The sequence below is a fragment of the Streptomyces sp. NPDC047853 genome (assembly GCF_043204535.1).
Lineage (GTDB): Bacteria > Actinomycetota > Actinomycetes > Streptomycetales > Streptomycetaceae > Streptomyces.
On the sequence record NZ_JBIDCI010000023.1, the window covers coordinates 1 to 20,796 of the forward strand.

Here is a 20,796-nt window from a genome sequence, read left to right on the forward strand (position 1 = left end):
GTCGCAATCCACACCGAACCCGGAAGGCCCTCACCCGTTCAAGATCCCTCAGCCGAGACCTGGCTCACCTGTCCACAACCTCCCCGGACAGAACAACTAGATCGCGGTCGTACGAGCGACAGGGCCCGGTTCCACCAGGTGGGGAACCGGGCCTTCGCGTTGATCAGCGGGTGCGCGGCACGGCGTGCTGGATCACTCTGGGTGTTCCACGAACACCCAGAGTGAGGAGCCTGCATGCGTCGCCTCTTTGCCCGGGCACTGGCCCGGCCGCTGGTCCTGGCGGCCGCGGCGACCGCGATACCGCTGGTGTCCGCCGCCCCCGCCTCCGCCGACAGCATCGTCGTCGGCGGCTTTCCGGTCGAAGTGTCCGACAGTCCGTGGACCGTGGCCCTGTCCAGTCGTGACCGGTTCGGAGGTACCCGGGCGGGACAGTTCTGCGGAGGCGTGGCCGTCGGCCGCACCACCGTGCTCACCGCGGCCCACTGCCTGACGGAGGAGGTTCTCGGATCGCCGCCCGAGGAGGTGCGCGACCTGAGGGTCATCGCGGGCCGTACGGATCTGCTCTCGGACGAGGGCCAGGAAATCCCCGTCCGCGACGTCTGGGTGAACCCGGGGCACGACGACGCCAGCAACGCCGGCGACTTCGCCGTGATCACCCTCTCCGAAGCCCTGCCCGCCGGGTCGGCCCTGGGGATGGCGGCCGAGGGCGACCCCGCGTACGAGCCGGAGACGAGCGCGTTCGTCTACGGATGGGGCGACACCTCGGGGGCGGGCGACTACGCGAACGGCCTGCGGGCGGCCCGCGTGCGGGTGCAGTCCGACCCGGTCTGTCAGCGGGCGTATTCGGGCAGTGACGACGGTCGCTATCTCGCCGCCACCATGCTCTGCGCCGGCGAGGCCGCCGGCGGCCGTGACGCCTGCCAGGGGGACAGCGGAGGGCCGCTGGTCGCCCAGGGGAGGCTCATCGGGCTCGTGTCGTGGGGGAGCGGCTGCGGGCGCCCCGGGAGTCCGGGGGTCTACACGCGCGTCTCCGCCGTTCTGCGGACGCTGGGATGGGACGATGCCGCGCGTCGGCGCGGGGGCGTCTGACGGCCCCTGAGGGCCTGCCGTGGACGAGCACGGGCGGCCGCCTCCGGGTCACGGAGGCGGCCGCCCGTTGTTCGGCCTGTGCCGAGTCGGCTCGTCGTCGGGCGCGTAGCGTCAGCGCTCTTCCTCGGCGGAAGATTCGGGAACGGCCGTCAGCCGCTCCGACTCGTCCTGTATCTCAGCGGCGATCTTCTTGAGTTCCGGCTCGAACTTGCGCCCGTGGTGGGCGCAGAAGAGCAGTTCTCCGCCGCTCAGCAGGACGACGCGCAGGTATGCCTGGGCGCCGCAGCGGTCGCAGCGATCAGCGGCCGTCAGCGGGCTTGCGGAAGTCAGAACAGTAGTCACGTCGCCTCTTCTCTAGCTCGACGAGCTGTCGTACCAGGGTCAACATCCAACCAGCCCCAAAACGTTCCCGCTCGTGGCTTTTCCTCGAAAAAACTTTCCGAGGGGCCGGCTGTTGCCGGTTGGCGGCGAATGTGCCGTATTGCGTGTCTCTGTGTCGTACGGGTTCGCGCTGTCGGTCGGTGTCGGTCCCGCCGGCTGGGTTGCCGGTTTGTTCATGAGGACGTGCCCGGAGCCTAAATGGTTCATGCCTCGAAGGGAACGTGATGTGTACTTCACCCCATCGAGGGATCGAACAGTTATACGAGGCTGGACTAGGGTGTGTCCTCGACGAGGGTGGCGTGACAACGGCTCTACCAGGCCTCGGTACCCTCTGACCGGTGAACCGAGCCGCGCCCTTACCCAGCGGGGCCCCATCTGAAATTCAGCGAGGAGCGAACCGCGTGACCGCCGAGACATCCGTGCCGTCCACTGCGCTGCTGGCAGGAGCAGACCGGGACGGATCCAACTACACCGCGCGGCACCTGCTCGTCCTCGAAGGGCTCGAGGCCGTACGCAAGCGTCCGGGCATGTACATCGGATCGACCGACAGCCGTGGCCTGATGCACTGCCTGTGGGAGATCATCGACAACTCCGTCGACGAGGCCCTCGGAGGCTACTGCGACCACATCGAGGTGATCCTCCACGACGACGCCTCGGTGGAGGTCCGCGACAACGGCCGGGGCATCCCGGTCGACGTCGAACCCAAGACCGGCCTGTCCGGGGTCGAGGTCGTCATGACCAAGCTGCACGCCGGCGGCAAGTTCGGCGGCGGCTCGTACGCCGCCTCGGGCGGTCTGCACGGCGTGGGCGCCTCCGTGGTGAACGCCCTGTCCAGCCGGCTGGACATCGAGGTGGACCGCGGCGGGCACACGCACGCCATCAGCTTCCGGCGCGGAGTGCCGGGTGCCTTCACGGGCGCGGGGGCGGACGCGAAGTTCGAGGCCAAGAGCGGGCTGCGCAAGGCCAGGAAGATCCCCAAGGGCCGCAACGGCACGCGCGTGCGGTACTGGGCCGACCGCCAGATCTTCCTCAAGGACGCCAAGCTCTCCCTGGACACGCTGCACCAGCGCGCCCGCCAGACCGCGTTCCTGGTCCCCGGGCTCACCATCGTCGTCCGCGACGAGTTCGGACTCGGTGACGGCGGCAGCAAGGGCGAGGAGTCCTTCCGCTTCGACGGCGGCATCAGTGAGTTCTGTGAGTTCCTGGCCTCCGACCGGCCCGTCTGCGACGTCCTCCGCTTCAGTGGCCAGGGCAGCTTCAAGGAGACGGTCCCCGTGCTCGACGAGCACGGCCAGATGACGCCCACCGAGGTCACCCGCGACCTCGGCGTCGACGTCGCGATGCGCTGGGGCACGGGGTACGACACCACTCTCAAGTCCTTCGTCAACATCATCGCCACGCCCAAGGGCGGCACCCACGTCGCCGGCTTCGAGCAGGCCGTGGCCAAGACCATGAACGAGGCGCTGCGGGCCAAGAAGATGCTGCGCGTCGCCGAGGACGACATCGTCAAGGACGACGCCCTGGAGGGGCTCACGGCGGTCGTGACCGTCCGTCTCGCCGAGCCGCAGTTCGAGGGCCAGACCAAGGAGGTCCTCGGCACCTCGGCGGCCCGCCGGATCGTGAACAACGTCATCAGCAAGGAACTCAAGGCGTTCCTCACCTCCACCAAGCGCGACGCCGCCCAGCAGGCCCGCGTGGTCATGGAGAAGGCCGTCGCCGCGGCGCGCACCCGCATCGCCGCCCGCCAGCACAAGGACGCCCAGCGCCGCAAGACGGCCCTGGAGTCCTCCTCGCTGCCCGCGAAGCTCGCCGACTGCCGCAGTGACGACGTCGACCGCAGCGAGCTGTTCATCGTCGAGGGAGACTCCGCCCTGGGTACGGCCAAGCTCGCCCGGAACTCCGAGTTCCAGGCACTGCTGCCGATCCGCGGCAAGATCCTCAACGTCCAGAAGTCCTCCGTGACCGACATGCTCAAGAACGCCGAGTGCGGCGCGATCATCCAGGTCATAGGGGCCGGGTCCGGCCGTACCTTCGACATCGACGCGGCCCGGTACGGGAAGATCATCATGATGACCGACGCCGATGTGGACGGCTCCCACATCCGCACCCTGCTGCTGACCCTGTTCCACCGCTACATGCGGCCCATGGTGGAGGCCGGCCGGGTCTTCGCGGCGGTGCCGCCGCTGCACCGCATCGAGCTGGTGCAGCCGAAGAAGGGCCAGGACAAGTACGTGTACACGTACTCGGACCGGGAGCTGCGCGACAAGCTCATGGACTTCCAGAGCCAGGGCGTCCGCTACAAGGACTCCATCCAGCGCTACAAGGGCCTGGGCGAGATGGACGCGGACCAGCTGGCGGAGACGACCATGGACCCCCGGCACCGCACCCTGCGCCGAATCAACCTGACCGACCTGGAATCCGCCGAGCAGGTCTTCGACCTGCTGATGGGCAATGACGTCGCTCCGCGCAAGGAGTTCATCTCCAGTTCGGCGGCGACGCTGGACCGGTCGCGCATCGACGCGTGACCCCGCGCCACCGGTGAGCCGGGCCCGGGACTCGGCGCCGGGACCCGGCTCGGGGGGAGGCGAAGAGCCCCGCCGCCCGCGCCCAGCACCCCCGGGCACGGCGCGGGTACGGGAAAGGGACGGTGCGACCTCGCACGGGCACAGTCACCTGATGGGGTGAAGCGCGAGGGGAACAAGAGTCGGGGATCTTCCCGTTCTGTCCATCCTTGGGCATGCAGTCAAGCAATGATCGCCTTCGCGGTGCCGGAGGCGGTCCCGAGAGCGCGGTGGATCACCGCGGCGCCCCGTACCCGCCCTCCTCGCAGGGCGCTCCGCATCCGGGATACGACGACCCGTGGTACGACGCCCTGGCCTCCGGCTGGGGCGAGTCGCCCGTCACCCGGGGCACCGAGGGGGCGTTGCCCTCGACGCGCCGGGAAGCTGTGCGGGACCCGGACCGGATCGCGGCCGACGTGTACCTGGAGGTCCAGCGCAGCGCGGCCTTCCAGGAGGTCCGCGGCAGGTACCGACGGTTCGTCGTGCCGGCGGTGGTCGCCTTCCTGGGCTGGTACGCCGCCTACGTGGTGGCCGCCACCGCGGCACCCGCGCTGATGGCCCGGCCCGTGGCCGGAGCGGTGAACGTGGCGATGCTCGCCGGGCTCGGGCAGTTCCTCAGCACGTTCCTGCTCACCTGGGCCTACGCCCGGCACGCGCGGCTGCGCAGGGACCGGGCCGCGCTGGAACTGCGCTGGGACACCCAGGAACTGACGCGCGGAGCGCGAGGGGGAGCGTCGTGACGGGCGACCACCAGACCCTGGCGCTGTTCCTGTTCAGCGCGTTCGTCGCCGTCACGCTGGCCATCACCACCTGGGTGAGCCGCCACCGGCAGGGCTCGGCGGAGGAGTTCTACGCGGGCGGCCGGCTCTTCTCCCCGATGGAGAATGGTTTTGCCATCGCCGGTGACTACATGTCGGCCGCCTCCTTCCTCGGCATCTCGGGGCTCATCGCGCTCTACGGCTACGACGGCATGCTGTACTCGGTGGGCTTCCTGGTCGCCTGGCTCGTCGTCCTGTTCCTCGTCGCCGAACTGGTGCGCAACTGCGGACGGTTCACCCTCGCCGACGTCGTGGCGGCCCGGATGCGTGAGCGGCCGGTGCGGATCGCCGCGGGCACCTCGTCGGTCACCGTCTCCGTCCTGTACCTGGTGGCGCAGATGGTGGGTGCGGGCAGCCTGGTCGCGCTGCTGCTCGGCGGTACCACCGAGGCGGCGCGCACCTGGACGGTCATCGGCGTCGGCGCCCTCATGGTGATCTACGTGTCGCTGGGCGGCATGCGGGCCACCACCTGGATCCAGATCGTGAAGGCGGTGCTGCTGCTCGGCGGGACCGTCGCGCTGACCACGCTCGTCCTGGTGCGCTTCCACGGGGACTTCGACCGGCTGCTGCGTACGGCGGCCGAACGCAGCGGTCACGGTGAGGCGTTCCTGGCGCCCGGTCTGGCCTACGGCGGGGACTGGACCTCACGCTTCGACTTCATCAGCCTGGGACTCGCCCTGGTGCTGGGCACGGCCGGGCTGCCGCACATCCTGTCCCGCTTCTACACCGTGCCCACCGCCCGGGCGGCGAGGCGGTCCGTCGTCTGGGCGATCGGCCTCATCGGCGGCTTCTACCTGATGACGATCGTGCTCGGGTTCGGCGCCGCGGCCCTGGTCGGGCCGGATGCCGTGCGAGCGTCGAACGCGGCCGGGAACACGGCGGTCCCGCTGCTCGCCCTCGACCTGGGCGGCGGCGCGGGCTCCACCGGGGGGACGGTGCTGTTCGCGGTCGTCGCCGCCGTGGCGTTCGCCACCATCCTGGCGGTGGTCGCCGGCATCACCCTGGCCTCCTCCGCCTCCGTGGCCCACGACCTGTACGCGTCCCTGCGGCGCCGTGACGCCGCACCGCGCAGTGAGGTCGCCGTGGCCCGTGTCGCCGCCGTCGCGACCGGCGCCGTCGCCATCGCTCTCGGCCTGCTCGCGCGGGACCTCAACGTGGCCTTCCTCGTGGGCCTCGCCTTTGCCGTCGCGGCGTCCGCAAACCTGCCCGTGCTGCTCTACTCGCTGTTCTGGCGCGGATTCACCACGCGCGGCGCCGTGTGGGCCGTCTACGGCGGCCTCGTCCCCGCCGTGGTCCTCGTGCTGCTGTCCCCGGTGGTGTCGGGCAGCCCGCAGTCGCTGTTCCCGGGTGCCGACTTCCAGTTCTTCCCGCTGCAGAACCCGGGCCTGGTCTCGATCCCGCTGGGCTTCCTGGCGGGCTGGCTGGGCACCGTCACCTCGCCCGAGGTGCCGGACGAGGCGAAGCACGCCGAGACGGAGGTGCGGTCGCTGACCGGCGCGGGGGCGGTATAGGCGGCGGCCCCGTCGACGCGGTGCCGCTCAGGTGCGGGTCGCCCACGCGTAACGGTGCTCCGGGCGGCCCGCGTCCCCGTACTTGAGGGTCAGCCTGGCCCGTCCCGTGCGCTCCAGCAGCTTGAGGTAGCGCTGAGCGGTCTGCCGGCTCACCCCGGTCAGGTCGGCGATCTCCTGCGCGGACAGCGCGCCGTCGGCCTTCATCAGGCACTGGCGTACCAGCTCCGCCGTGGTGGGGGAGTGGCCCTTGGGCAGCCCGGGCTCCGACGGAGCCGACAGGGCGCCGAATATCCGGTCGACCTCCGCCTGCTCCGCCTCACCTCCGCCGTCGAGGGTGCGCCGCAGCTCGGCGTACGCCTCCAGCTTGGCGCGCAGCCCCGCGAAGGCGAACGGCTTGACCAGGTACTGCAGGGCGCCCTGGCGCATCGCCGCCTGGACGGTCGACACGTCCCGCGCCGCCGTCACCATGATCACGTCGGTCTGGTGGCCGCGCCGCCGCATCTCCTGGACCACGTCCAGGCCGGTCCGGTCGGGCAGGTAGTGGTCCAGCAGGACCAGATCCACGCGCGGGAGCGCCTCCACGGCGCGCAGCGCCTCCAGCGCGTTGTGCGCCTGGCCCGCCACGTGGAAGCCCGGCACCTTCTCGACGTAGGCGGCGTTGACCCGGGCGACCCGCGTGTCGTCGTCCACGACCAGGACCTCGATCATCGGGTCTCCTCCTCGGCGGCGGTGTTCACGGGGGCGAGGGCGGTGGGTGCGGCGGGCGCGGTGGGCGCCGGTTCCGGGTCGGGCCCGGTCAGTGCCTCGGGCAGGACGACGACGAACTCCGCACCCCCGCCGTACGCCGCCTCGACGGTCGCGCTGCCGCCCTGCCGCTCGGCCAGCCTGCGGACCAGCGACAGGCCGATACCGCGCTGCCGGTGCGCCGGCCGCTCCTTCGTCGACCATCCCGCCGTGAACACCAGCTCCCGCTGGTCCGCCGGGACGCCGGGCCCCGTGTCGCGCACGGTGAGCGTGACGGCGCGCCCCCGCGCCCGCAATTCGACCTCCACGCGCGCGTGCGGCGAGCCCGCGGCGGCGTCCAGCGCGTTGTCGACCAGGTTGCCGACGACGGTCACGAGTCCCCTCGGGTCGACCAGGCGGTCCGGCAGCCGCGTACGGTCCGACACCCACAGGGTGACTCCCCGTTCCGCCGCGACGGTCGCCTTGCCGACGAGCAGGGCGGCCAGCAGCGGGTCCTGGATCCGCTCGGTGATCTGCTCCGCGGTCACCCGGTGATCGCCCACCACCTCGCCGACGAACTCCACGGCGTCGTCGTACATCTCCAGTTCCAGCAGCCCGAGCAGAGTGTGCATGCGGTTGGCGTGCTCGTGGTCCTGTGCGCGCAGGGCGTCGATCAGGCCGCGCGTGGAGTCCAGTTCCCGGCCGAGCTGCTCCAGCTCGGTGCGGTCCCGCAGCGTGGCCACGGCACCGCCGTCGTCGGTCGGCATCCGGTTGGCGACCAGGACCCGTTGACCGCGGACGGTGAGCAGGTCGGTGCCGGTCACCCGGCCGGCCAGGACATCGGCCGTACGGCCCGCGCCGAGCGCCTCCTCGGGGGAGCGGCCGACGGCCTCGGCGCCGATGCCCAGCAGGCGCTGCGCCTCGTCGTTGAGCAGGCGGACCAGACCGCCGCGGTCCAGGGCGACGACCCCCTCCCTGATGCCGTGCAGCATGGCCTCGCGCTCCGCGAGCAGCCCCGCGATGTCCGAGAAGGCCAGGTCCCGGGTCTGCCGCTGCACCCGGCGCGAGATGAGCCAGGCGGCCAGCGCGCCTACGGCCAGTGCGCCGCCGGCGTACGCGAACAGACCGGGAATGGCGTGGACCAGTCGTGCGCGGACGCTGTCGTAGGCGATGCCGACCGACACCGCGCCGACGACCGAACCGTCCCCGTCGCGCAGCGGCACCTTGCCGCGCGCGGAACGGCCCAGGGTGCCGTCGTCGATCTCCATGACCTCGCGGCCCGCCAGGGCCTGCCCTGGGTCGGTGGAGACGACCTCCCCGATCCGCTCCGGGTCGGTGTGCGACCAGCGCACGCCCTCCCGGTCCATCACGACGACGTACTCCGCCTTCGTGGCCTTCCGGATGCGCTCCGTCTCCCGCTGCACCGGGCCGTCCGGAGCCGGGCGCGTGGTCCGCAGCTCCTGGGCCACCCGCGGCTGCTGCGCCGTGGTCTGCGCGATGGCGAGCGCCCGGCGCATCGCCTGGTCGTCCAGCTGGTCGCCGAGCGGCGCCAGGAACAACCCGGTCGCGAGGACGGCCACTCCCGCGGCGATCGCCAGCTGCATCAGCAGCACCTGGGAGAAGACCCGCCGCGGCAGGCCGAGGCGCAGGCGGCGTGCGGGGGGAGTGGAGCTCATACCCATGACGGTACGTGGGAGGCAGTGGCATGCCGTAGAGGGGTGTGGCGCGGATCTCCTGATCGTTGCCGTTGCCGTTGCCGTTGCCGTTGCCGTTGCCGTCGGCGCGGCGCGGCGGGGCGGGGCGGGGCCGGGTGCGCCGGGGCGCCCCTCAGCCGGCGAGCGCCGCCGTCACCGACAGTTCCCGTACCGCCGTGACCTCCATACGCGCCGGGGACCCCAGCACCGACGCCCCGCAGCTCTCCGGACGCGGGGGCGCCGACGGCCCCTGCGCCACGGTGACCCGCCACTGCCGCCCGTCGCCGTGGGCCAGGGTCACCTCCCAGCGCGGCGCGGTGCCCTCCGTCCGAACGACCCGCAGGGCCTCGGCCGCGTCCTCGCCGACGGCCGCGCGCACGGCCAGCTCGGCCGCCTGTCCGGGCCGTTCCCAGGCCGAGTTCCCGCGACACCCCCCGGTGACGATCCGGCCCTCCCGGGCGCCGCCGATGATCTCCTTGACGGTGTGCGCCTGGACCCGTCCGTACACGTATCCGTGGGGCAGCACGAGGACCGTGGGGGAGAAGCGGTGGCCACCCAGATGGGTGACCTCCCAGACGTCGCCCGCCCCGGAGGCGGCGAGCTCGGCGGCCAACGGCCGGCCGAGGAGCGCGCAGCACCGGTCGCGCTTGCCGTTGGTACACACCAGGGCCAGCGGCTCCCCGCGATGCGGGCCGGCTCCGAGGGCCGAGTCGAAGGCACGGGCGTCGCCCCTGCCGAGTGCGGCGAGATCGAGGTCGAGCAACCGGCGGGGGTCCGTGAGCGTGGTGTGGTGCAGCCACACGTTTCCCGGCACGGTGTGGGCCGCGTACACCCGGCGCGCGTCCGGGGTGCCGCGGTCGGCATGGCGTCCGGGCCGACGAATGAGGGCGATACGAACACCCGTGCCCTTCGCGGCGGCCTCCAGGGCGCGGCCGAGCGTGGGATCCAGGTGGCTCGATGTGAGCGCCTTGGCACCCCACGGGCCGGGCTGTTCGAGCAGCAACCAGGTCCTCGCCACGGGCGCGGTGCCCGCAACGGGTTCGTCGAGGTCCCGGGAGACGGTTGAGCACGTACTCACAGAGGTGAGCCTAACCTGACTTCGCTCGCGGTGACCTTCAGTGGTGCCTGAGCGCTACTCCGGTCGTGTCCGGCGCCCGCGTCGGTCCCGCCGGAGTGCGGGCGGGGCTTGGGAGGCGGGTCCCGGGAGGTGCGTCCGTGCGGCCTGGTGCCGTTCCGGCGCCAGGCCTCATCGGTGGGGTCGCCGAGCGGACGGGGTGCCGAGGGCTCGACGGGCGATCGGTCCGGCGCGGTGGCAGGTCGTGTGCGGTCGGGCCGGTGCGAGGGGGCGGGTCCCAGTGGCCGGGCGCCCCGCGGTAGGTCAGGCGTCGGGGATGTCCGCCTTGGCGCGGATCAGGGTCTCCCGGCTGATGACCACGATGCGTTCGTAGTCGGCGCGGGAGGCGTCGGCGGGCAGTTCGCGCTCCAGCGCCTCGGTGGCCTCGGTGCCGATGACGGCGAAGTTGCCGTCACTCAGTTCGAACAGGTCCGGGCAGTTGGCTCCTGAAGCACTGCCACGGGCGCTTGGCGGCACACCGATACGGCGCACGATTTTCAAGGTAGTACCGGTCCTTACATATGAGCTGGGCTCTCGGTGAAGGCAGCGCACCGCCGACTCCTCGCCCGCGGTGGCTGCAAGGCGAGAGACTACTCATACCTGCCCGGTATCGATGTTCACCGCGGCGCTCACGTCTGCGCGGGGGGCGCGACGGAGCAGCCGCGGGGCGCGCAACACGAGGGCTTCCGGAGTCGGGGACGAACGGAGAAGTCCCCTGCCGTCGAGACGACCGGCCGGCCGTGCCGCGTCGGTGGGTCACGGTGTCGGAGGCGTGCCCACCACCCACCACTCGTCCGTGTCCGCTTCGTCCAGGTCGTTGATGAGGGCGTCGACCAGGAGCCCGATCCGTGCTTCGTCGGACGACCGCTTGAGCGTCGCCCGCTGTCCCCTCGACGCGTCCCAGTACTCCCGCATCAGGGGGTTCTGGAAGAGTTCCCGGGCGTGCCCGTACAGCTCCTCCCGGTCCAGGAGGCCCGCGCGGTAGAGGTGGTAGAGGTTGATGTACCAGGCGTTGGCGTAGAAGTACTGGCGGCGCTTCTCCGCCGGGATGGCGGGGTCGTAGGTGTCGATCACCGAGGCCAGTGACGGGTCGTCGATCGCCCTGGACAGCAGTTCCCAATGCATGCGCTGCTGGTGTGCCAGCGCCCGGCGGCGTGAGACGGTCTCCTCGAGTTCGAGCCGTCGTGTCCGCAGTCGTTCCGTTTCCAGAGCGCGCTGAAGTACGGCCAGCGTCACCCCGGCCGTGGCGAGCAGCATGCCCGCCGAGGCGGAGCCGAACCTCCCCGTGGCGTTCTTCCGTGTGGCCATGTCAACCCCCGAATCAGGCGGCCCCGCCGCCGGTCGTCGAGTGCGGGTCGGCTGACGGGGACCGGCGAGCAAGGGGCGGCGCTTGCCGCCTCCAGAGTGCCGAGCGGCGCTGACCGGCGGGGAGGCGGAGAGGAGGCGCACGGAGGGAAGCGAGGGTCGCACGGTCCGGCGCCTTGTCCAACGTCTGCCCCGCGAGCGCTGCCGACAATCGTTCACTCCGTGTCGACCGCACCGGCTCGTATCCTGATCAGGCAATTCCGTACAGGGGTGTACGCGCTGGTGCGGGCCGGCGTACGCGTGGGTGAGAGAGAGGTCGCACGGTGGGGCAGTGCCCGACTCCGCAGCAGATTCCGGTCGTCGTACTCGCCGGCTTCCTCGGCTCAGGAAAGACCACCCTGCTCAACCACCTCCTGCACCGCAGTGGGGGCAGCCGTATCGGTGCCATCGTCAACGACTTCGGCTCGATCGAGATCGACGCCATGGCGGTCGCCGGCGCGCTCGGCGACTCGACCGTCTCGCTCGGCAACGGGTGCCTGTGCTGTGCCGTCGACGCCGGTGAACTGGACGGGTACCTGGAGCGGTTGGCCCGCCCCGACGCGGGCATCGACGTCATCGTCATCGAGGCCAGCGGTCTCGCCGAGCCGCAGGAACTCGTGCGCATGCTCCTCGCCAGCGAACAGCCCGGCGTCGTCTACGGCGGACTGGTCGAGGTGGTCGACGCCGCCGAGTTCGACGCCACGCGTCTCAGGCACCCCGAGATCGACAGGCACCTGGCGCTCGCCGACCTGATCGTGGTCAACAAGACGGACCGGGCGCCGGACGCCGAGCGGGTGCTCGCCCTCGTCCGCTCGCTCGGCGACCGCGCCGCCGTCGTGCCCGCGACCTACGGGCGTATCGACCCGGAGTTCCTCTACGACTGCCGACCCGTCGAGGAACGGATGGGGCAGCTGTCCTTCGACGACCTGCACGACCACTCGGGGGACGGCGCACATACGGAGCACCTGCACGCCGCCTACGACACCCTGTCCTTCGTCTCGGATGCTCCGCTCGACCCGCGCCGTCTCATGACCTTCCTCGACAGCCGGCCCGAGGGCCTCTACCGGATCAAGGGCTACGTCGACTTCGGGCCGTACGACACGCGGAACAGGTACGCCGTCCATGCCGTCGGGCGCTTCCTGCGCTTCTACCCGGAGCCCTGGCCGGCCGCCGACGCCCGCCGCACCCAGCTGGTGCTCATCGGCTCCGGCATCGACGCGCCGGCCCTCCGCGCGGAACTCGACGCGTGCCGCCGTGCCGCCGACGCCCCGCCCGCCGACGAGCACGGCATGTGGGGCGTCCTGCGCTACGTACCGGACCCCGACGCCGAGGACCCCGATGCCGAGGACCCCGATGCCGAGGTCCCCGACGCCGAGGACCCCGGGATCGAGGAGCCGGGCGGCGTGGAGCCGCCGCCCGCCTCCCGGAACGGGATCTAGGCCGGTCCCGCCACCACGGCCACCGTCTTCGGCAAGGACACGCCCGAGCCGTCGCGGCGCGGGTCGATGTCCGGGAGCTGGGCCGGAGAGCCGTTGCGCTGCGCGGCGAGCGCCGGGGTGGCGCCGGCCCACGCGAAGGCCAGGCAGTCCTCGCCCTTCAGGAACCGCTGGCAGCGCACGCCACCCGTGGCGCGGCCCTTGCGCGGGTACTGGTCGAAGGGGGTGAGCTTGGCGGTGGTCTGCACGGAGTCGTCGAGCGTGCCGCGCGAACCGGCGACCGTGAAGACCACCGCTTCCGCGGCGGGGTCCACCGCCGTGAAGGAGATGACCTTGGCGCCCTCGGCGAGCTTGACGCCCGCCACACCGCCCGCGGGGCGGCCCTGCGGGCGGACCTGCGCGGCCTGGTAGCGCAGCAGCTGCGCGTCGTCCGTGATGAAGACCAGGTCCTCGTCACCGGTGCGCAACTCGACGCCGCCCACGATCCGGTCGCCCTCCTTGAGGGAGATGACCTCCAACTCGTCCTTGTGCGACGGATAGTCGGGCACGACACGCTTGACGACGCCCTGCTCGGTGCCGAGCGCGAGACCGGGCGACGACTCGTCCAGCGTGGTCAGGCAGACGACCGTCTCGTCGTCCTCCAGGGAGACGAACTCCGCCAGCGGCGCACCGCCGGACAGGTTCGGCGTGGGCAGGGGCTCCGGGAGCTGGGGGAGGTCGACGACGTTCACCCGCAGGAGGCGGCCCGCGGACGTCACCACGCCCACCTCGCCGCGGGCCGTGGCCGCCACCGCCGAGACGATCAGGTCGTGCTTGACGCGCTTCGCGCCCGCCTCCGTGACCAGGGGCTCGTCGTTCGCCGTACGGGCGATCAGCCCCGTCGAGGACATCAGCACCCGGCACGGGTCGTCCGCCACCTGGAGCGGCACCGCGGCCACCGGGGCACCGGACGACTCCAGCAGGACCGTACGCCGGTCGGTGCCGAACTTCTTCGACACCGCCGCCAGTTCGGCGGAGACCAGCTTGCGCAGCTCGGCGTCCGAGTCGAGGATCCGGGTCAGCTCCTCGATCTCCGCGTTCAGCCGGTCCTTCTCCGACTCCAGCTCGATGCGGTCGAACTTGGTGAGCCGGCGCAGCGGCGTGTCCAGGATGTACTGCGTCTGGATGTCGCTCAGCGAGAACCGCTCCATCAGGCGCTGCTTGGCCTGTGCGGAGTTCTCGCTGGAGCGGATGAGCCGGATGACCTCGTCGATGTCGACCAGGGCGGTGAGCAGGCCCTCGACCAGGTGCAGGCGGTCGCGGCGCTTGGTGCGGCGGAACTCGCTGCGCCGCCGTACGACGGTGAAGCGGTGGTCGAGATAGACCTCCAGCAGCTCCTTGAGGCCCAGGGTGAGGGGCTGGCCGTCCACCAGGGCCACGTTGTTGATGCCGAAGGACTCCTCCATCGGCGTCAGCTTGTAGAGCTGCTCCAGGACCGCCTCGGGCACGAAGCCGTTCTTGATCTCGATGACCAGGCGCAGCCCGTGCTCGCGGTCGGTGAGGTCCTTGACGTCCGCGATGCCCTGGAGCTTCTTCGAGCCCACCAGGTCCTTGATCTTGGCGATGACCTTCTCGGGGCCTACCGCGAAGGGCAGCTCGGTGACGACCAGGCCCTTGCGGCGGGCCGTCACGGTCTCCACGGACACCGTCGCGCGGATCTTGAACGTGCCGCGGCCCGTCTCGTAGGCGTCCCGGATGCCGGGCAGACCAACGATCCGGCCGCCGGTCGGCAGGTCGGGGCCCGGTACGTGCTTCATCAGGGCTTCGAGGTCGGCGTTCGGGTACCGGATCAGGTGCCGGGCGGCCGCGATCACCTCGCGCAGGTTGTGCGGCGGCATGTTCGTGGCCATGCCGACCGCGATGCCGGAGGCGCCGTTGACCAGCAGGTTCGGGAAGGCGGCGGGCAGTGCCACCGGCTCCTGCTCCTGGCCGTCGTAGTTGGGACCGAAGTCGACGGTGTCCTCGTCGATGGACTCCGTCATGAGGCTGGTCGCCTCGGCCATCCGGCACTCGGTGTACCGCATGGCGGCCGGCGGGTCGTCGTTGCCCAGCGAGCCGAAGTTGCCGTGGCCGTCCACCAGGGGCACGCGCATGGAGAAGGACTGGGCCATGCGCACCAGGGCGTCGTAGATGGACGCGTCGCCGTGGGGGTGCAGCTTGCCCATGACCTCGCCGACGACACGGGCGCACTTCACGTAGCCGCGCTCGGGCCGCAGACCCATCTCGTTCATCTGGTACACGATGCGGCGGTGCACCGGCTTGAGGCCGTCGCGGGCGTCCGGGAGCGCACGGGAGTAGATGACCGAGTACGCGTACTCGAGGAAGGAGCCCTGCATCTCGTCGACGACGTCGATGTCGAGGATCCTCTCCTCGTACGCGTCGTCGGGCGGCGGGGTCTTCGTGCTACGGCGGGCCATCGCTGCCGGCTCCTTGCTGAAGCGTGAACGGTGATCTGACGCGGTCCATTGTGGACCGCGGCACTGACAGCGACCGACCAGGACCCGTCACGGGCTGCCCGGCCCGGCGCTGCCCGCAGGGTACGCCCTCGCCCCCGTCGGACCGCCAACCCCGTTCTCGCTCTCGGCGTAGGAGGTGCGGGAACTTCACCGGTGGCCCGCGCGCTTGCATACAGTGGCGGGACCGGCGGAATTCCGCAGTTCCGCGCCATGACTCGACCAAGATTCCGCGAGCGAAGGGACGTACATGCCCATGGGTCACACGGCCACAGCCCAGGCAGACTCCGGCGGCCTGACAGCGACCGAGCACCGCCTGGCCAACGGCCTGCGCGTGGTGCTCTCCGAGGACCACCTGACCCCGGTCGCGGCGGTGTGCCTCTGGTACGACGTCGGCTCGCGCCACGAGGTCAAGGGGCGCACCGGCCTGGCTCACCTCTTCGAGCACCTGATGTTCCAGGGCTCCGCCCAGGTCAAGGGCAACGGTCACTTCGAGCTGGTGCAGGGCGCCGGTGGCTCGCTCAACGGCACCACCAGCTTCGAGCGCACCAACTACTTCGAGACCATGCCCGCCCACCAGCTGGAGCTCGCCCTCTGGCTGGAGGCCGACCGCATGGGCTCGCTGCTCGCCGCCCTCGACGAGGAGTCGATGGAGAACCAGCGGGACGTGGTCAAGAACGAGCGCCGCCAGCGCTACGACAACGTCCCCTACGGCACCGCGTTCGAGAAGCTGACCGCTCTCGCCTACCCGGAGGGCCACCCCTACCACCACACGCCGATCGGCTCGATGGCCGACCTGGACGCGGCGACCCTGGAGGACGCGCGCGCGTTCTTCCGCACCTACTACGCGCCGAACAACGCGGTGCTGTCGGTCGTCGGCGACATCGACCCCGAGCAGACCCTCGCCTGGGTCGAGAAGTACTTCGGCTCCATCGCCTCGCACGACGGCAAGCAGCCGCCCCGGGACGGTTCGCTGCCCGACGTCATGGGCGGGGAGCTGCGCGAGGTCGTCGAGGAGGAGGTCCCGGCCCGTGCCCTGATGGCGGCCTACCGCCTGCCGGAGGACGGCACGCGCGCGTGCGACGCGGCCGACCTGGCCCTCACCGTCCTGGGCGGCGGCGAGTCGTCCCGGCTGTACAACCGGCTGGTGCGCCGCGACCGCACGGCCGTCGCCGCCGGCTTCGGTCTGCTGCGGCTCGCGGGAGCGCCCTCCCTGGGGTGGCTGGACGTGAAGACGTCCGGTGACGTGGAGGTGCCGGTCATCGAGACCGCCATCGACGAGGAGCTCGCCCGGTTCGCCCAGGAGGGCCCGACCGCCGAGGAGATGGAGCGCGCCCAGGCCCAGCTGGAGCGCGAGTGGCTGGACCGCCTGGGCACGGTCGCGGGCCGCGCCGACGAACTGTGCCGCTACGCGGTGCTGTTCGGCGACCCGCAGCTCGCCCTCACCGCCGTGCAGCGGGTGCTCGAGGTCACGGCGGAGGAGGTCCAGGAGGTCGCCAAGGCCCGCCTGCGCCCCGACAACCGCGCGGTGCTCGTCTACGAGCCCACCGCCCCCGCCGACGTGAACGACGCCACCGACGAGAACGAGGAGGCGGCCAAGTGACCGAGCTCGCCACCATGGAATTCCACCAGCGGCCGCAGGCCGGCGAGCCCAGGCCGTGGGCGTTCCCGGCACCGGAGCGCGGCAGCCTCGACAACGGCCTGACCGTGCTGCGCTGCCACCGCCCCGGCCAGCAGGTCGTCGCCGTCGAGGTGCTGCTGGACGCGCCCCTGGACGCCGAGCCCACCGGTCTCGACGGCGTCGCCACCATCATGGCGCGGGCCTTCTCGGAGGGCACCGACAAGCACTCCGCCGAGGACTTCGCCGCCGAGCTGGAGCGCTGCGGGGCCACCCTCGACGCGCACGCCGACCACCCCGGCGTCCGGCTCAGCCTGGAGGTGCCCGTCTCGCGCCTCGCCAAGGCCCTCGGCCTGGTCGCCGACGCCCTGAGGGCACCCGCGTTCGCGGACGGCGAGGTCGAACGGCTGGTCCGCAACCGCCTCGACGAGATCCCGCACGAGCTGGCCAACCCCGCCCGCCGGGCCGCCAAGGAGCTCTCCAAGGAGCTGTTCCCGGCCGGGACGCGCATGTCGCGCCCCCGCCAGGGCACCGAGGAGACCGTCGCGAGCATCGACTCCGCCGCCGTACGCGCCTTCTACGAGAAGCACGTCCGGCCCGCCACGGCCACCGCCGTGGTCGTCGGTGACCTCACCGGCGTGGACCTCGACGCGCTGCTCGGCGAGACGCTGGGCGCGTGGACCGGCTCCGCCGCGGAGCCCCGTCCCGTGCCGCCGGTGACCGCCGACGACCGGGGCCGGGTCGTCATCGTGGACCGCCCCGGCGCCGTCCAGACGCAGCTGCTCATCGGCCGCACCGGCTCCGACCGGCACGACCGTGTGTGGCCCGCCCAGGTGCTCGGCACCTACTGCCTCGGCGGCACCCTCACCTCGCGTCTGGACCGCGTCCTGCGCGAGGAGAAGGGCTACACCTACGGGGTCCGGGCGTTCGGGCAGGTCCTGCGCTCCGCGCCCGACGGGACCGGCGCCGCCATGCTGGCCATCAGCGGCTCCGTCGACACCCCCAACACCGGCCCGGCCCTGGAGGACCTGTGGACGGTGCTGCGCAAGCTCGCCGAAGGCGGGCTCACCGACGCCGAGCGTGACGTCGCCGTGCAGAACCTGGTGGGCGTGGCGCCGCTGAAGTACGAGACGGCGGCCGCCGTCGCGAGCACCCTGGCCGACCAGGTCGAGCAGCACCTGCCCGACGACTACCAGGCGACGCTCTACCGCCAACTCGCCGCCACGGGCACCGTGGAGGCCACGGCGGCGGTCGTGAACGCCTTCCCGGTGGACCGTCTGGTGACGGTCCTCGTCGGCGACGCGGCACAGATCAAGGAGCCGGTCGAGGCGCTCGGCATCGGTGAAGTCACCGTGGTGGCGGCCGAGTAGCGGTACGCGCGTGGGGCCCTGGTGACCGGAGTGTCACCAGGGCCGCCGTTTGTCCGAATTGGGGGAGAGGCTGCCTGTCTGCGCTGTGGCATGCGCTACAAAAAGCCGGTTGCGTTTGAGGATTGAAGACAACCGCGTTTAGCGTCTTCCGGGCTGTTCGTCAGGCAGTGCGCCGCACCCGCGGCACCGGACAGTCATCGCCGAGTCCCCGTACGGCGCGAGCCAGGGGAGCCGGGGACCCACCGTAGTCCCTGGGGTGAATCGGACGCCCGCGCGTGCCGCGAGGGGGTCCGTAGGAGACCTTCCACCTCCGAACCCGTCAGCTAACCCGGTAGGCGAGAGGGAAGGAAAGGACCAGCCACTACATGGCGTTCACGCGCGCCGCCGGCAAGCACCGCCGTCCCGGCCGGATGCACCGCACCACCGCCCGCGCGGCGGGTGTCGCGGCCCTCGCCACCACCGGCGTCGTCGGCACCCTCGCGGCTCCGGCGCTCGCCGCCGAGCCCCAGGTGGAGCAGAGCGGGCTCACCCCGGTCATCAGCATCGGCGACTCCCTGGCCGACGAGATCGACGCCCAGGCCGCCGCGCAGAAGCAGGCCGCCCTGGACGCCGCCGCCCGTGAGGCGGCGCAGGAGGCCGCGCGCGAGCGGGCCGCCGAGGCCGCCCAGGAGGCGCGCGAGGCCAAGGAGCGCGCCGCGCGGGAGGCGGAGCGCAAGCGCCTCAACACCTTCGTCACGCCGATCACCGCGTCCTACGTCTCCACCGCCTACCAGGCCGGCAGCTCCCTGTGGTCCTCCGGCAGCCACACCGGCATCGACTTCCACGCCTCCACCGGCACCTCCGTGCACGCGGTCGGCGTCGGCACCGTCGTCGAGGCCGGCTGGGGCGGGGCGTACGGCAACCAGGTCGTGCTCAAGATGCACGACGGCACGTACACGCAGTACGGCCACCTGTCGTCCATCGGTGTCTCGGTGGGCCAGTCGGTCGACGCGGGACAGCAGATCGGCCTCTCCGGCGCCACCGGCAACGTCACCGGACCGCACCTGCACTTCGAGGCCCGTACGAGCCCCGAGTACGGCTCGGACCTGGACCCCGTCGCCTACCTCCGCTCCCACGGCGTCAACGCCTGACGGCGGCGCGCACATCTGACGACGGCGTGAACGTCTGACGAGCGACGAACGGCACGCGAAAGCCCCGGCTCCCCGAGTCGGGGATTTCGCATTTCCAGGGTGTTCCCGGCGTGGCCGTTGTCCAAAAAGTGTCCATGAAATCCACATCGCCGTCGGAATTCCCGCCGCATTGGCCTAGAGTCGCTGAACACGCGTCAATCGTCGACGTTTCCCGGGGATGAAGGCGGAGGTCGGGCATGCGCATTCCGGCGCACTCGGTGTGCACGGCGATCCGGGACGACATCGTCTCCGGTGTCCACGGGCGCGGCAGCCGCCTCACCGAGGAACTCCTGGCCCGCCGCTACGGCGTCTCCCGCGTCCCCGTCCGTGAGGCACTGCGCACGCTGGAGGCGGAGGGGTTCGTGGTGACCCGGCGGCACGCGGGCGCGTGCGTCGCGGAGCCGACCGAGCGGGAGGCGGCCGACCTGCTGGAGACGCGCACGCTCCTCGAACCCCTCGGCGCGTCCCGGGCCGCCCGGCGCCGCACCGAGGCGCATCTCAAGGTCCTGCGCGGCCTGGTGCGGCTGGGCCAGGAGCGTGCCAGGCAGGGGAGCAGCGACGATCTGCGCTCGCTGGACGGCTGGTTCCACGAGACCCTCGCCCAGGCCGCCGGCAGCCCGTCCCTGACGGCGTTGCTGACCCAGCTGCGCCACAAGATCGCCTGGCTGTACGCCGTGGAGGCCGCGGCCGACCCGGTGGAGTGCTGGGCGGAGCACGGCGCGATCGTCGACGCGGTGGCCCGGGGCGACGGCGAGCGCGCACGGGCGCTCATGACGCTGCACGCCGAACGATCGGCGCCGGCGCACCGCCTGCGCTTCGCCGTCGAAGGCGAGGCGGCGGACCGTGTGAGGAACCCGCAACGTGCCGTAAACATCTCGGGTCTGCGTTATTAACATGAGCGCCGTATACAAAGACAGGGGAATTCGGAGGGCTCGTTTCTGCTGCCCGTGAAAAGCGAATCCACCCCCGGGAGTGGTGCAAGAGAAAGGCCCGCCCGGAATTCCGGGCGGGCCTTTCTCGGCGGTGCTGCCGTCGGTCAGACGGTCTCGGGAAGCTCTTCGAGACCCTCGGCGACGAGCTTCGCAAGCCGCTCCAGGGCGGCGTCCGCGCCCTCGGCGTCGGAGGCGAGCACGATCTCCTCGCCGCCCTGGGCGCCGAGGCCGAGGACGGCCAGCATGGAGGCCGCGTTGACGGGGGAGCCGTCGGCCTTGGCGATCGTGACCGGGACGCCTGTGGCCGTGGCGGCTCGGACGAAGATGGAGGCGGGGCGGGCGTGGAGACCCTCGGCCCAGCCGACGTTGACGCGGCGCTCAGCCATGTGATGCTGCCCTTCAGGTGTTCAGGGGTCTGATGTTGTCTAGACCACTCTTGTCTAGACCAGTTTCCCACATCGTGAAGCGTCCCGGGACGGCTGTGCGCAGCCCCGCGTGGTCGTCGGACCGCGGCCTCGGCCCGACCTTCCGTCCTGCACAGACT

General features: G+C 71.6%; 17 protein-coding genes and 1 riboswitch. Of the genes, 9 read left to right on the forward strand and 8 right to left on the reverse strand.

Going from position 1 to position 20,796, the window contains the following annotated elements; all coding sequences use genetic code 11:
- The first annotated feature begins 234 nt into the window (after positions 1-234).
- A complete protein-coding gene (locus ACGF5T_RS30975) occupies positions 235-1,089 on the forward strand; it encodes a serine protease (protein WP_356611203.1) in 855 nt (284 codons plus the stop codon).
- A 111-nt stretch (positions 1,090-1,200) separates the two neighbouring features.
- On the opposite strand, the gene ACGF5T_RS30980 is transcribed toward ACGF5T_RS30975, so the two are convergent.
- Positions 1,201-1,431: a hypothetical protein gene (locus ACGF5T_RS30980; protein WP_356611202.1), complete on the reverse strand. Its 231-nt coding sequence runs from the start codon at positions 1,429-1,431 to the stop codon at positions 1,201-1,203.
- A gap of 440 nt (positions 1,432-1,871) precedes the next feature.
- Here ACGF5T_RS30980 and ACGF5T_RS30985 point away from each other — a divergent pair, with 440 nt between their 5' ends.
- The 3 genes from ACGF5T_RS30985 (at position 1,872) to ACGF5T_RS30995 (ending at position 6,360) form a co-directional block, all read left to right on the forward strand.
- Positions 1,872-3,995 (forward strand): DNA topoisomerase IV subunit B, encoded by a 2,124-nt coding sequence (locus ACGF5T_RS30985; RefSeq protein ID WP_356611201.1) that lies wholly within the window; start codon positions 1,872-1,874, stop codon positions 3,993-3,995.
- Between the two features lie 212 nt (positions 3,996-4,207).
- On the forward strand, positions 4,208-4,771 hold the full coding sequence (locus ACGF5T_RS30990) for a DUF485 domain-containing protein (RefSeq protein WP_356611199.1): 564 nt from the start codon (positions 4,208-4,210) through the stop codon (positions 4,769-4,771).
- Entirely contained in the window at positions 4,768-6,360 is a 1,593-nt protein-coding gene (locus tag ACGF5T_RS30995) for a cation acetate symporter (RefSeq protein WP_356611197.1), read from the forward strand. The genes ACGF5T_RS30990 and ACGF5T_RS30995 overlap by 4 nt, the downstream gene beginning before the upstream one ends.
- 27 nt (positions 6,361-6,387) lie before the next feature.
- Here ACGF5T_RS30995 and ACGF5T_RS31000 read toward each other — a convergent pair whose 3' ends face one another.
- The 5 genes from ACGF5T_RS31000 to ACGF5T_RS31020 all read right to left on the reverse strand — a co-directional run bounded on the left by ACGF5T_RS31000 (position 6,388) and on the right by ACGF5T_RS31020 (position 11,199).
- Positions 6,388-7,068, reverse strand: coding sequence for a response regulator (locus ACGF5T_RS31000; RefSeq protein WP_366768073.1), 681 nt, complete (start codon positions 7,066-7,068; stop codon positions 6,388-6,390).
- Positions 7,065-8,759 carry a sensor histidine kinase gene (locus tag ACGF5T_RS31005; protein ID WP_366768074.1) on the reverse strand — a complete coding sequence of 565 codons (1,695 nt, stop codon included), beginning with the start codon at positions 8,757-8,759 and terminating at the stop codon, positions 7,065-7,067. Before ACGF5T_RS31005 ends, ACGF5T_RS31000 begins: the two co-directional genes overlap by 4 nt.
- Before the next feature lie 151 nt (positions 8,760-8,910).
- The gene (locus tag ACGF5T_RS31010; protein ID WP_361014760.1) at positions 8,911-9,855 is read right to left on the reverse strand and encodes a sucrase ferredoxin; all 945 of its coding nucleotides are present in this window, start codon (positions 9,853-9,855) and stop codon (positions 8,911-8,913) included.
- A gap of 300 nt (positions 9,856-10,155) precedes the next feature.
- Positions 10,156-10,392 carry a hypothetical protein gene (locus ACGF5T_RS31015; RefSeq protein ID WP_356611190.1) on the reverse strand — a complete coding sequence of 79 codons (237 nt, stop codon included), beginning with the start codon at positions 10,390-10,392 and terminating at the stop codon, positions 10,156-10,158.
- Positions 10,393-10,647: 255 nt separating this feature from the next.
- Positions 10,648-11,199 (reverse strand): DUF6082 family protein, encoded by a 552-nt coding sequence (locus ACGF5T_RS31020; protein WP_356611188.1) that lies wholly within the window; start codon positions 11,197-11,199, stop codon positions 10,648-10,650.
- A 320-nt stretch (positions 11,200-11,519) separates the two neighbouring features.
- Between ACGF5T_RS31020 and ACGF5T_RS31025 the strand changes: the two genes are divergently transcribed.
- Positions 11,520-12,674, forward strand: a complete 1,155-nt coding sequence (locus ACGF5T_RS31025) for a GTP-binding protein (protein WP_366768075.1) — start codon at positions 11,520-11,522, stop codon at positions 12,672-12,674.
- Here ACGF5T_RS31025 and ACGF5T_RS31030 read toward each other — a convergent pair.
- Positions 12,671-15,127: a DNA topoisomerase IV subunit A gene (locus tag ACGF5T_RS31030; RefSeq protein ID WP_356611185.1), complete on the reverse strand. Its 2,457-nt coding sequence runs from the start codon at positions 15,125-15,127 to the stop codon at positions 12,671-12,673. The genes ACGF5T_RS31025 and ACGF5T_RS31030 overlap by 4 nt on opposite strands.
- Before the next feature lie 286 nt (positions 15,128-15,413).
- Between ACGF5T_RS31030 and ACGF5T_RS31035 the strand changes: the two genes are divergently transcribed.
- The 4 genes from ACGF5T_RS31035 to ACGF5T_RS31050 all read left to right on the forward strand — a co-directional run bounded on the left by ACGF5T_RS31035 (position 15,414) and on the right by ACGF5T_RS31050 (position 20,213).
- Complete coding sequence (locus ACGF5T_RS31035; protein WP_356611183.1) at positions 15,414-16,766, forward strand: pitrilysin family protein; 1,353 nt, start codon at positions 15,414-15,416, stop codon at positions 16,764-16,766.
- Positions 16,763-18,151, forward strand: a complete 1,389-nt coding sequence (locus tag ACGF5T_RS31040) for a pitrilysin family protein (RefSeq protein ID WP_361014753.1) — start codon at positions 16,763-16,765, stop codon at positions 18,149-18,151. The genes ACGF5T_RS31035 and ACGF5T_RS31040 overlap by 4 nt, the downstream gene beginning before the upstream one ends.
- A 188-nt stretch (positions 18,152-18,339) precedes the next feature.
- Positions 18,340-18,504: riboswitch (cyclic di-AMP (ydaO/yuaA leader) on the forward strand.
- A gap of 12 nt (positions 18,505-18,516) precedes the next feature.
- On the forward strand, positions 18,517-19,281 hold the full coding sequence (locus ACGF5T_RS31045; RefSeq protein WP_366768076.1) for a M23 family metallopeptidase: 765 nt from the start codon (positions 18,517-18,519) through the stop codon (positions 19,279-19,281).
- A gap of 236 nt (positions 19,282-19,517) precedes the next feature.
- On the forward strand, positions 19,518-20,213 hold the full coding sequence (locus ACGF5T_RS31050; RefSeq protein ID WP_361014751.1) for a GntR family transcriptional regulator: 696 nt from the start codon (positions 19,518-19,520) through the stop codon (positions 20,211-20,213).
- 143 nt (positions 20,214-20,356) lie between these two features.
- Here the strand turns inward: ACGF5T_RS31050 and ACGF5T_RS31055 are convergent, their stop codons facing one another.
- A complete protein-coding gene (locus ACGF5T_RS31055) occupies positions 20,357-20,638 on the reverse strand; it encodes an HPr family phosphocarrier protein (RefSeq protein WP_356612781.1) in 282 nt (93 codons plus the stop codon).
- Positions 20,639-20,796 lie beyond the last annotated feature (158 nt).